This window comes from Allobosea sp. 05L423 (assembly GCF_056397745.1).
On the sequence record NZ_JBFTOA010000005.1, the window covers coordinates 312,329 to 323,115 of the forward strand.

11 protein-coding genes are annotated in these 10,787 nt (G+C 66.6%); 2 read left to right on the plus strand and 9 right to left on the minus strand.

The genetic code is table 11. The annotated features are described in order from the left end of the window. Window positions 1-4: 4 nt before the first annotated feature. The 5 genes from sdhA to AC1DNE_RS15760 form a co-directional block, all read right to left on the minus strand. On the minus strand, window positions 5-1,837 hold the full coding sequence (gene sdhA / locus AC1DNE_RS15740; RefSeq protein ID WP_441469448.1) for a succinate dehydrogenase flavoprotein subunit: 1,833 nt from the start codon (window positions 1,835-1,837) through the stop codon (window positions 5-7). Between the two features lie 4 nt (window positions 1,838-1,841). Then, window positions 1,842-2,234: a succinate dehydrogenase, hydrophobic membrane anchor protein gene (gene sdhD / locus AC1DNE_RS15745; protein ID WP_441469449.1), complete on the minus strand. Its 393-nt coding sequence runs from the start codon at window positions 2,232-2,234 to the stop codon at window positions 1,842-1,844. Between the two features lie 10 nt (window positions 2,235-2,244). After that, a complete protein-coding gene (gene sdhC / locus AC1DNE_RS15750; RefSeq protein WP_441469450.1) occupies window positions 2,245-2,646 on the minus strand; it encodes a succinate dehydrogenase, cytochrome b556 subunit in 402 nt (133 codons plus the stop codon). Between the two features lie 152 nt (window positions 2,647-2,798). Further along, window positions 2,799-3,860, minus strand: a complete 1,062-nt coding sequence (locus AC1DNE_RS15755; RefSeq protein ID WP_441469451.1) for a MaoC family dehydratase — start codon at window positions 3,858-3,860, stop codon at window positions 2,799-2,801. A 176-nt stretch (window positions 3,861-4,036) separates the two neighbouring features. Further along, window positions 4,037-5,749, minus strand: a complete 1,713-nt coding sequence (locus AC1DNE_RS15760) for a serine/threonine dehydratase (protein ID WP_476803711.1) — start codon at window positions 5,747-5,749, stop codon at window positions 4,037-4,039. Window positions 5,750-5,840: 91 nt separating this feature from the next. On the opposite strand from AC1DNE_RS15760, the gene AC1DNE_RS15765 reads away from it, so the two are divergent. Further along, window positions 5,841-6,716 carry an HpcH/HpaI aldolase/citrate lyase family protein gene (locus tag AC1DNE_RS15765; protein WP_441469453.1) on the plus strand — a complete coding sequence of 292 codons (876 nt, stop codon included), beginning with the start codon at window positions 5,841-5,843 and terminating at the stop codon, window positions 6,714-6,716. Window positions 6,717-6,777: 61 nt separating this feature from the next. On the opposite strand, the gene ppa is transcribed toward AC1DNE_RS15765, so the two are convergent. Then, a complete protein-coding gene (gene ppa / locus AC1DNE_RS15770) occupies window positions 6,778-7,317 on the minus strand; it encodes an inorganic diphosphatase (protein ID WP_441469454.1) in 540 nt (179 codons plus the stop codon). Between the two features lie 196 nt (window positions 7,318-7,513). Here ppa and AC1DNE_RS15775 point away from each other — a divergent pair, with 196 nt between their 5' ends. Next, the gene (locus tag AC1DNE_RS15775; protein WP_441469455.1) at window positions 7,514-8,191 is read left to right on the plus strand and encodes a fused DSP-PTPase phosphatase/NAD kinase-like protein; all 678 of its coding nucleotides are present in this window, start codon (window positions 7,514-7,516) and stop codon (window positions 8,189-8,191) included. A gap of 16 nt (window positions 8,192-8,207) precedes the next feature. Here AC1DNE_RS15775 and AC1DNE_RS15780 read toward each other — a convergent pair whose 3' ends face one another. The 3 genes from AC1DNE_RS15780 to hmuQ all read right to left on the minus strand — a co-directional run bounded on the left by AC1DNE_RS15780 (window position 8,208) and on the right by hmuQ (window position 10,680). Next, the gene (locus AC1DNE_RS15780) at window positions 8,208-9,563 is read right to left on the minus strand and encodes a hypothetical protein (RefSeq protein ID WP_441469456.1); all 1,356 of its coding nucleotides are present in this window, start codon (window positions 9,561-9,563) and stop codon (window positions 8,208-8,210) included. A 237-nt stretch (window positions 9,564-9,800) separates the two neighbouring features. Next, the gene (hutX, locus tag AC1DNE_RS15785; RefSeq protein WP_441469457.1) at window positions 9,801-10,322 is read right to left on the minus strand and encodes a heme utilization cystosolic carrier protein HutX; all 522 of its coding nucleotides are present in this window, start codon (window positions 10,320-10,322) and stop codon (window positions 9,801-9,803) included. A 10-nt stretch (window positions 10,323-10,332) separates the two neighbouring features. Next, window positions 10,333-10,680 (minus strand): heme-degrading protein HmuQ, encoded by a 348-nt coding sequence (gene hmuQ / locus AC1DNE_RS15790; RefSeq protein ID WP_441469458.1) that lies wholly within the window; start codon window positions 10,678-10,680, stop codon window positions 10,333-10,335. Window positions 10,681-10,787: the final 107 nt, after the last annotated feature.

The window sequence follows — 10,787 nt, forward strand, 5'->3', positions numbered from 1 at the left end:
GTCCTCAGTACACCCGCGCCTTGGGCTTGATGTACTCGATGTCGTTGGACATCGTGTACGTGTGCACCGGCCGGTCGTCGAGGGTGACCGTGCGCTTCTCGTCGTCGATCCAGGACAGGGTGTGCTTCATCCAGTCCTTGTCGTCACGGTTCGGATAGTCCTCGCGCGCATGGGCGCCGCGGCTTTCCGGACGGTTCAGCGCCGAGTCCATGGTGACGACCGCCTGGGTGATCAGGTTGTCGAATTCCAGCGTCTCGATCAGGTCGGAGTTCCAGATCAGCGAGCGATCCTTGGTGCCGACATCGGTGATGCCGCCCCAGACCTCGTGGATAAGCTTGTGGCCCTCTTCCAGCGTCTCGCCGGTGCGGTAGACGGCGCAGTTGTCCTGCATCGTCCGCTGCATCCGGTCGCGCAGCACCGCGGTCGGCGTGGCGCCCGAGGCGTTGCGGTACTTGTCGAGGCGGGTGAGCGCGAGGTCGGAGGAGCCCTTCGGCAGCTCCGGCTGCTTCTCGCCGGCCGTGACCGTCTCGGCGCAGCGCAGTCCCGCCGCGCGGCCGAAGACGACGAGGTCGATCAGCGAGTTGGAGCCGAGGCGGTTGGCGCCATGCACCGAGACGCAGGCCGCCTCGCCCAGCGCCATCAGGCCGGGAACGACCGTATCCGGATCGCCGCCGACCTTGGTCAGCACCTCGCCGTGATAGTTCGTCGGGATGCCGCCCATGTTGTAGTGGACGGTCGGCAGCACCGGGATCGGCTCGCGGGTGACGTCGACGCCGGCGAAGATCTTGGCGCTCTCCGAGATGCCCGGCAGGCGCTCGTGCAGGATCTTCGGATCGAGATGGTCGAGGTGCAGGTAGATGTGATCCTTGTTCTTGCCGACGCCGCGGCCAGCCCGGATCTCCATCGTCATCGAGCGCGAGACGACGTCGCGCGAGGCGAGGTCCTTGGCCGAGGGGGCATAGCGCTCCATGAAGCGCTCGCCCTCCGAGTTGGTGAGATAGCCGCCCTCGCCGCGCGCGCCCTCGGTGATCAGGCAGCCGGAACCGTAGATGCCGGTCGGATGGAACTGCACGAACTCCATGTCCTGCAGCGGCAGGCCGGCGCGCAGCACCATGCCGCCGCCGTCGCCGGTGCAGGTATGGGCCGAGGTCGCCGAGAAATAGGCGCGGCCATAACCGCCGGTCGCCAGGATGGTCTGCTGCGAGCGGAAGCGGTGCAGCGTACCGTCATCGAGCTTGAGCGCGATCACGCCCCGGCAATGGCCGTCTTCGTCCATGATCAGGTCGATGGCGAAGTACTCGATGAAGAACTCGGTGTTGTAGCGCAGCGCCTGGCCATAGAGCGTGTGCAGCATGGCGTGGCCGGTGCGGTCAGCGGCGGCGCAGGTGCGCTGGGCCGGCGGGCCCTCGCCGAACTCGGTGGTCATGCCGCCGAAGGGGCGCTGGTAGATGCGGCCGTCTTCGGTGCGCGAGAAGGGCACACCCCAGTGCTCGAGCTCGTAGACGGCGGCCGGCGCGTTGCGCACGAGATATTCGATGGCGTCCTGGTCGCCGAGCCAGTCCGACCCCTTGACGGTGTCGTACATGTGCCACTGCCAGGTGTCCTTGCCCATGTTGCCGAGCGAGGCGGCGACGCCGCCCTGCGCGGCGACGGTGTGCGAGCGGGTCGGGAACACCTTGGTGATGCAGGCCGTGCGCAGGCCGGCCTGCGAGCAGCCGACGGTGGCGCGCAGACCCGCGCCACCGGCGCCGACGACGACGACGTCGAAGGTGTGGTCAGTGATCGGATAGGCGGTGCCGGTATAGGCCGGGACCGGGCGGGACTTGGTGATCGCCATCGGATCAGCCTCCAAAAGACAGCTTCAGCACCGCGTAGACGCTGGCCGCGCCGACAACGATGGCGAAGAAGGTGTTGGCCATCACGGCGAGGATCTTGGGACCCTCGCTGGTGACGTAATCCTCGATAATGACCTGCATGCCGATCCGCATGTGGATGCAGGCCGACAGGATGAAGAGCAGCATCAGGATCGCGACGCAGGGGTTAGACAAAAGCGCGACCGCGGCCGGATAGGGCCGGCCGACCAGCGCGATGACGATACCCACGAAGATTACCGTGAGGATGAGGTTCGAGACCGCAGTAACGCGCTGCAGCCAGAAATGGCCGGTGCCGGACTTGGCGGAACCCAGGCCGCGGACGCGGCCGAGCGGGGTGCGCATCGAGGAATTGGACTGCATGGCGAACTCCTCAGCGCAGGGCCAGCGCGACGATCCAGATCAGGACCGTCAGGCTGACGGAGCCGATCAGCGTGAACTTGGCGAGGTTCATGCGCGTCTGCAGCTCATAGCCCTTGCCCATGTCCCAGACGAAATGCCTGAGACCGCCGAGCATGTGGTGGATCAGCGAGAAGCTGTAGAGGAACAGCACGAGGCGGCCGAGCAAGGAGCCGGCGATGGCCTGCGCCGCGTCGAAGGCGGTCGGGCCGGAAGCGGCGGCAACCAGCCAGGCGGCGATCAGCACCGTGCCGAGATAGAGCCCCGTGCCGGTGACACGATGGGCGACGGACATCGCCATCGTCCAGGACCAGCGATAGATCTGAAGGTGCGGCGAAAGCGGGCGAGCAGCGGGCTTGACCTCGGCCAATATCATTCTCCGATCAAGCGGCCCGCTGAAAGACGGCGGACCCATTTGGGATCATTCTAGAGTGACTGGTTCTCTAACGAAACCGTTCCGGCGCTGCAATGCGGCACGCGCAGAACGAAGTTACAGATTATGAAAATCGTCATTTCGTTACAAAAGGCTTAGCGCGGCATCAGCGCCCAGTAGTCGAAATCGAGAATCACGCTTGGATCATACTGGTCGCCCAGCTTCAACGGGTGGTCGGCGCAGGGCCGGTTCTTGGTCGCGACGAGCCTGAGACGAAGCGCGCCGACATCGCTGCGGCCCGGCAGCTCCGCGCTCGCCAGCACCTCGCTCCAGGCATAGACGGTGTCGCCGGCGAAGAGCGGCGCGACATGCCGCCCGCCATTGATCGCGGCGATGTGGAAAGCGTTGCCGAGCCCGTTGAAGGAGAGAGCCCGGGCCAGGCTGATGACATGGCCGCCATAGATCAGCCGCTTGCCGAACCGGCTGCCTTGGGCCGCATGGGCATCGAAATGCACCCTGGCCGTGTTCTGGTAGAGGCGCGTCGCGAGCTGGTGCTCCGCCTCCTCGACGGTCATGCCGTCGACATGGTCGATCCGTTCGCCGGCCGCGTAGTCGCTCCAGCGGAAGGACGAGCCCGCGAGCGCATCATCATAGGCTGCGAGATCAAGGGGCGGGCAACCCTCGCCGAGCGCTTCCGGCTGGACGGCCTTGGCCAGCTCCGGCACCTGCTCGGCATGGGCCGGCGTGCCCGGCGTGCGCTTGCGCACCAGCACCCAGCGCGCATAGCTCAGCACGATCTCGCCATGCTGGTTGCGGCCGATGGAGCGGACATAGACGATGCCGGCATCGCCCGCAGACGTCTGCTTCAGCCCGATCACCTCCGACGTGGTGGAGAGCGTGTCGCCCGCGAAGACCGGCTTGAGAAAGCGCCCGTCGGCATAGCCGAGATTGGCGACGGCATTGAGCGAAACATCCGGCACGGTCTTGCCGAAGACGATGTGGAAGACCAGCAGATCGTCGACGGGCGCGGCCGGATAGCCGACGGCGCGGGCGAAAGCCTCGGAGGACTGCACTGCGAAGCGCGGACCATAGAGGGCCGTATAGAGCGCAACATCGCCCGCCGTCACCGTGCGCGGCGTCGCATGGACGATGGTGTCCCCGAGGTGGAAATCCTCGAAGAAGCGGCCGGAACTGGTCTTGGGCGCAGAGCCTGACATGCGTCACCTCCTGATCGCGTGCGATTTTGCGCTGCAACGAAGGCGATCGTCCAGCCCCGACGAAAGCACGAGCAGCATGCGCGGGCTTGACGCGAGCGTTTCGTGAAGGAGGCGCGCCCTGCTCCTCAGGAGGTTATCGGGTCACCGCTGCGCGGCGCCCGAGAATGACGCCCCGATCAACCCACGATCGCCGCGAGCTTCGTCAGATCGATATTCGCGCCGCAGACCAGCACGCCGAGCCGCTCGCCCTTCGCGGGCTGGTAGGCGCCGCAGAGCAGCGCTCCCAATGCCGCCGCTCCACCCGGCTCGACCGCCAGGCGGAAATCGCGCCAGAGCACTGCCTGCGCCTCGGTGATCGCCGCATCCGGCACCAGCGCGATATGATCGACGCTGTCCTTCGTCACGTCGTAGACGAGCTGACCGACATTGCGGGCACCGAGCGAATCGGCGGCGACCGACGCGACCTTCACCTCGACCGGTCCCTTGGCATCGAGGGCGGCCTGCAGGGCGCGCGACCCCTCCGGTTCGACGCCGACGACCTTGACCTTGCTGCCGGCGAACCAGCTCGCGATGCCGGAAATCAGCCCGCCGCCGCCGACCGCGACGAGCACGGTGTCGAGGTCGGGCTCCTGCAGATCCCATTCGCGGCCAAGCGTGCCCTGCCCGGTGATCGTCTCCTTCGCGGCGAAGGGGTGGATCTTCAGCGCGCCGGTCTCGGCGACGAAGCGGTCGCAGGCTGCCTGCGCATCGTCATACTGGGCACCGCCGACCACGACATCGGCGCCAAACCGGCGAATCGCCTCGATCTTGGCCGCGGGCGAAATCTCGGGGACGAAGATCGTCGCCTTCACACCGCGCTTCATCGCCGCATAGGCGACGGCCGCGCCGTGGTTGCCGCCGGAGGCGGCCGAGACGCCCGCCGCCGGCACCGGCAGCGACAGCAGGTTGTTGAAGGCGCCGCGCGTCTTGAACGAGCCGGCATGCTGCAGGCATTCCAGCTTGAGCGAGACATCCGCCTCGGAGCCGAAAGCGCCCGTGCCCAGCCGCATCACCGGGGTAACCCGGGCATGGCCGGCGATGCGCGCCGCCGCTTCCTCGATCATCGGACGGGTGACGGGACGTGCGCTCATGACGATATCCTGTTGAGGCTCGGAGACCGGACGATAGGTCCAGATCGCAATCGGAAGCCCGTGGCTATCGCGTCCCGGCGGATTGGGGAAGGGCTTCCCGTGCCCGGCGGCAATGTGCCGGGCAACCACCAGCGCCGCCAGTGCGTCAAGAAGGTCGTCGCCGGCCGCGCCCCGCGGCGGCCTCGCCGAGACGGCTTCCCGCGCGATCCCCGCCGCCCGTAGCAGGTCGCGTCGTTCGGCCATGCCGGACGGATTGACGACACCCTTGATCTTCTTCGGATGCGTGAGCGGATCGCCTTTCATCGTCCGGAAGGCCAGTTCGGGATGAACCTCGAAAACGCGCTCGCACATCGACGGCTCGGCCCGCAGCAGGACGTCGATCTCCCGGATCTTCGGGAAGAGATGGAAGCCCTGCTTCGACACCTTCCGCGGCGGCTCGGAATGGGCGAGGGCCAGCGCGCAGGCCTGTTCATAATCGCGGGCCTCGACAGCGCAACGCGCGGGGATCGCGAACACGGAGGATTGCCTGTCGCCCAGCAGGGCACGCACCGCTTGCTCCGGCCCGCGTCCGGAACCCTTCACCCGATCCGGCAAGCCGATCGGCATGTCGACCGCGACGATCGCGGGCACGATCTCACCCGCGAACAGATCGGCGAAGTGCGGCACCACCTGGACGAGCGGCGCGGCCCGTCCATCGGCAGAAGCCATGGCGACGATCCAGCCCGCCTTGCAGCCGTCGACCCCGGCCAACCATGCCATGCCCCTCTCCTTCGCCTTTCGCAGAGCTGGTATTGCGCCTGCGTTGCTCTACTGTGCAGTGCAGCACAAGCCGGCCGAGTCAGGAGAGAAGATGACGACGATCCGCCCCCGCCGCAGCGCCCTTTATATGCCGGGCTCGAATGCACGCGCGCTGGAAAAAGCCCGCGAGATCGCAGCCGATGTGCTGATTCTCGATCTTGAGGATGCAGTCGCCCCCGACGCCAAGGCTACCGCGCGCGAGCAGGTCTGCGCCGCGGTGAAGGCCGGCGGCTACGGCCGGCGCGAGTTGGTTATCCGCGTCAATGGTGTCGGAACGCCCTGGTTCGCCGATGATCTGGCTGCCGCCACGGAGGCGCTGCCGCAGGCGATCCTGGTCCCGAAGGTCTCGGCGCCGGAGACCCTGCAGGAGATCGGCGGACAGCTGACCGGCTTGTGGGCCGACCCCGCTATCGCCGTCTGGGCGATGATCGAGACCCCGCTCGCCATCCTCGACGTCGAGCGCATCGCGCGCGCCGCCCGCGACCCCGCGACGCGCCTGTCCTGCTTCGTCATGGGCACCAACGATCTCGCCAAGGAGACACGGGCCCGCTTCGTGCCCGGCCGCGCGCCGATGCTGCCCTGGCTGACGCAGGCCATTCTGGCGGCCCGCGCCCATGGCATCGACATCCTGGACGGGGTCTACAACGACATCAAGGACGAGGCCGGCTTCCGCGCCGAATGCGAGCAGGGGCGCGATCTCGGCTTCGACGGCAGGACACTGATCCATCCCTCGCAGGTCGGCATCGCCAACGCGGTTTTCGCCCCCGACGAGGCCGAGCTGGCACGAGCAAACGCCATCATCGCCGCCTTCGACCTGCCGGAGAACACCGGCAAGGGCGCGATCCAGCTCGACGGCCGCATGGTCGAATTGCTGCACGCCGACATGGCGCGCCGGACGGTCGCGCTGGCGGCAGCGATCGCAGCCTGAAAAGAAAACGGGGCCGCGCATGGCGCAGCCCCGTGAACATCTGGATCGCGGGGCGCCGGGATCAGCCCTTCTTGGCGGCCTTGGCGCGCTCCATGGCCTCGATGATCAGCTTCTTGGCCTCCGCGGCGTCCCCCCAGCCCTTGAGCTTCACCCACTTGCCGGGCTCGAGATCCTTGTAGTGCTCGAAGAAGTGCTGGATCTGGTCGAGCGTGATCTGCGGCAGATCGGTGTAGTTGTGCACGTTCTCGTAGCGCTTGGTCAGCTTCGGCACGGGCACGGCGATGATCTTCTCGTCGCCGCCGCCCTCGTCCTCCATCAGCATCACGCCGATCGGCCGAACCGCGATGTAGGAACCCGGCACCAGCGGGCGCGTATTCGCGACGAGGACGTCGCAGGGGTCCCCGTCCTCCGAGAGCGTATGCGGGATGAAGCCGTAATTCCCCGGATAGCGCATCGGCGTGTAGAGGAAGCGGTCGACGAAGAGCGTGCCGGCGTCCTTGTCCATCTCATACTTGATCGGCTCGCCTCCGATCGCCACTTCGATCAGGACGTTGACTTCGTCGGGCGGATTCTTGCCGATGGAGATGGCGTCGATGCGCATGGGGAACCTGTCGTTACAAAATTTCGCCGGGCCTTATGCAAGTTCGGAGCAAAAAGTCCAACCCCTTCCTTGGTTTTCGGTTGCCCAATGATTTGCGCTGCCGGAGTCACGCTGGTATCGGGCGCTGCATGAAATCGACCAAGGCTTTTCCGTGCTGACCCGGCTACGCCCCGATGAAGAGCGTTACGCCCGTCGCATGGCACGCATCGCACGCTGGGACCGGCCGATCGAGAGCCGCGGCCAGCGCCTGCGCGCCTGGGCCAACATGCTGCTCGTCGACCACGGCATCTTCCGCCTGGCCTATCTCAACACGCATCGGGTGACGCCGCGGCTCTGGCGCTCGGCCCAGCCGGCACCGCATCAGATCGCCGGCTTTGCCCGCCGGGGCATCAAGACGATCGTCAATCTGCGCGGCGGGCGCGAGCACGGCTCCTGGCCCTTGCAGAAGGAAGCCTGCGAGCGTCACGGCATTGCCCTGATCGATTTCGTCCTGCGCTCGCGCGGCGCGCCGGACCGCGAGACGATCCTCAATGCGAAGGACTTCTTCGCGAGCCTGCAGGAACCCGTGCTGGTGCATTGCAAGTCGGGCGCGGACCGGGCCGGCTTCTTCTCCGCCCTCTATCTCCTGATCCACGAAAAGCGCCCGCTCGCGGAAGCCATGCGGCAGCTCTCGCTGCGCTACGGCCATTTCCGCTTTGCCAAGACCGGAATTCTGGATGCCTTCTTCGAGGCCTATCGCCGCGAGGGCGAGGCCAAGGGGATCGCATTCCTCGATTGGGTCGAGACCATCTACGATCCGGAGCGGCTCGAGCGCGAATTCAAACCGGGCGTGGTTTCGTCGCTGATCGCCGACAGGCTGATCCGTCGGGAGTGACCGAGCCGTCGTCGGCTCAGCGCGCCGGGCTGCCGACGACCGGCGCGGTCTCTGCGTCCCCGAGGTGCAGCCAGATGAAGCCCGTATGGACCAGCGCGCGCAGGATCGAGATCAGGCCGATCGCCTGCAGGAGCTCCGGCGACAACGCTCTGAACCAGTTCATCGCCGCGATGATCGCGACCAGGGCCAGTGCATTGATCAGCACTTGCCAGGCTGGCTGGCGCGATAGCGTCGCCATGTCCTGGAGTGGCGTCAGCACCGCAATGCCGGCGTAGAACGGCGCGAGAAGCGCCAGAACCGGGCCGAGATTGTCCCAATGGGTTCCCTCGAACAGCGGCTCGACCAAAGTCGCGACCACGGCGATCGCGCCGAACAGCATCGCCGCAGCAGCGATCAGGCCCAGCGCCATCACCCGTGCCACGAAACGTCGGCGCGGCCCCGCATAGGCGCGCAACCGGTTGAGCGCGATGGGCGCCGACACCGTACCGAACATCTGCGTCGGCATGTCGAGCAAGCGCATCGATAGTGCGACTTGCGCAGCGAGCGCCGTATTGGCGGCGTAGGGCAGCGCCAACACGGGTGCGATCGCGAAGCCATAGGCCAGCAGCGCGCTCGGCAGCCATGTCAGCGGGACGCTTCGCCAATGATAGGCTGCGACAAGCAGGCTCTGCCACGACCACAGATGCGGCTCGACGAACGGCAAGATCGCGCGCCAGCGCCGTCGCAGCAGATAGAGAGCAGCAAGGACATGGCCCAGCGCATCGGCCATGAAGAGGGCGAGCGCTTTCGGCCCGAAGATGCCGATCAGGATCAACATGACCGCGGGTTGCGCGACGGCCTGGACGACGTTGCTGTTGCCGATCGCGCGGAAGTCTCCCTCGGCGGTCGCCTCGGTCCAGAGCAGCCTCAGCACCGCGCGCGCCGACAGCGAAACGAGGAACAGCAGGGCGATCGCCGGGGCGACCCAGCCGGACAGCACCAGCCCGACCAGCAAGATCGCGGCGACACCGCAGAACGCCAGGCCGACGGCCGCGGCAAGCCGGAAGGCACGCCCGAGACGCGCGCGATCAGCACTCTGGAAGAAGACGGCTTCCAGCCGCAGCAATGCCGCGATCGAAACGAAATTGACCAACGCCGAGAACACGGCGAAGGCGGCAAAGACGAAAGGCGGGCAGAGGATGGCGGCGACCAGCAGCCCCCATACCGAGATCAGCCGCGCTTGAATGAAGCGCAGGCCGAGCAGAATCGAAGAGCTCAGGCTGGAGCGCAGCAGCGGCGCGCGTGCCGCCACAAAGCGCCGGCCCGCCGACAGGCGCCCGGTGGCTTGGCGTGGCGGCAGCTGCACCCGTTCCAGGACGACTTGAGCGGTCATATCGACATCCACGCTCGGATGATCGGATGGGCCGTCTCGTGCCGGTCCCACGCCATTCTTCACGGAAGAACGATCGGCGGACTGATTCACGGGTGACGCGCCTTCTGCCGAGGAGGCTGCGCCTGTATGGTTAACGATCGATTAAACTTGGTCACGGGCCGATAGCTGGAGAGGGGGCGATGATCCCCGCCCCCGGGTCACGGCGCATGAACCGCACCATGTCGCCTTTTTTGCGGCTCAGACGAATTTGGTCTTCAGCGCCTCGAACCGCGCCAGCTGATCCGGCAGGAGCTGACGCGCTGCATCGCGCCGCACGAAGATCTTGAACATCACCTCGCCGACGCCGTTGAAGAACTGGACCGAGCAGGCCCGCCGGCCCTGCGCCGTGGAGCGGTCCACCAGATAGATCGCGCGGCAGTTCTCGGCCTTGATATGGCCGCCAATGGGGCTGTCGCCATGGATGTTGTAGTAGCCATGGGCGAAGCTGCCGACCGGCAGCGCGCCTTCGCATTCCAGCACGATGTCGGGGGTGTGCATCAGGAAGAGCACAGTGCCCCAGGTCGCGAGGTCCTTCCAGACATCCTCGAAGCGCCCAGGCGCTACGAAGAGGCGCTGCTCGCCAGGCAGGAGCTCGAGCACCGCGCGCGTCGAGACATTCGCCTCACGCGCCACGGCCTCGATGAGGCCGTCGGGCTTGGCAGCGAGCAGCGCGCGCGCATGCTCGATCGGATCGCGGGTCGCGACGTCGGCAGTCGTCATAGCCGCCGCCTTACTCGGCCGCCTGGCGGGGAAGGTGCGGGTTGGTCTCGCTCAGCACTGTCTCGAAGCCCTCGAACTCGGGATGACCGAGATAGATCGGCTTCGGACGCGGCTGGCCGGCACTGCGATGCGACTCGCGGAACTGGTCCGACTTCGTCCAGGTGATGAAGTCGTCCTTCGAGGCCCAGGTCGTGTGCGAGGAGTAGAGCGTGTGATCCTCCTTCTCCGGCCCCTTGAGCAGGTGGAAGGCGATGAAGCCGGGCATCTCGTCGAGCCGGCTCTTGCGTGAGGACCAGACGGTCTCGAAGGCGACCTCCTCGCCCTTGACGACCTTGAAGCGATTCATGGCGATGAACATCGACGCATCCTGCATGTGAAGCCGCGAGACGGCTGAAATGGAACGGTGCCGCTGCGCGGCCGGTCATCGCCGTTCCCGGATACACGCCTGGCGAAGCGTCTACCGTG

Coding starts and splice junctions, on each gene's coding strand:
- AC1DNE_RS15775 (WP_441469455.1), top strand. CDS start 7,514: ATGGCACGCATCGCACGCTGGGACCGGCCGATCGAGAGCCGCGGCCAG.
- hutX (WP_441469457.1), bottom strand. CDS start 10,322: ATGACGACTGCCGACGTCGCGACCCGCGATCCGATCGAGCATGCGCGC.
- sdhA (WP_441469448.1), bottom strand. CDS start 1,837: ATGGCGATCACCAAGTCCCGCCCGGTCCCGGCCTATACCGGCACCGCC.
- sdhD (WP_441469449.1), bottom strand. CDS start 2,234: ATGCAGTCCAATTCCTCGATGCGCACCCCGCTCGGCCGCGTCCGCGGC.
- ppa (WP_441469454.1), bottom strand. CDS start 7,317: ATGCGCATCGACGCCATCTCCATCGGCAAGAATCCGCCCGACGAAGTC.
- AC1DNE_RS15780 (WP_441469456.1), bottom strand. CDS start 9,563: ATGACCGCTCAAGTCGTCCTGGAACGGGTGCAGCTGCCGCCACGCCAA.
- AC1DNE_RS15760 (WP_476803711.1), bottom strand. CDS start 5,749: ATGGCATGGTTGGCCGGGGTCGACGGCTGCAAGGCGGGCTGGATCGTC.
- hmuQ (WP_441469458.1), bottom strand. CDS start 10,680: ATGTTCATCGCCATGAATCGCTTCAAGGTCGTCAAGGGCGAGGAGGTC.
- sdhC (WP_441469450.1), bottom strand. CDS start 2,646: ATGATATTGGCCGAGGTCAAGCCCGCTGCTCGCCCGCTTTCGCCGCAC.
- AC1DNE_RS15765 (WP_441469453.1), top strand. CDS start 5,841: ATGACGACGATCCGCCCCCGCCGCAGCGCCCTTTATATGCCGGGCTCG.
- AC1DNE_RS15755 (WP_441469451.1), bottom strand. CDS start 3,860: ATGTCAGGCTCTGCGCCCAAGACCAGTTCCGGCCGCTTCTTCGAGGAT.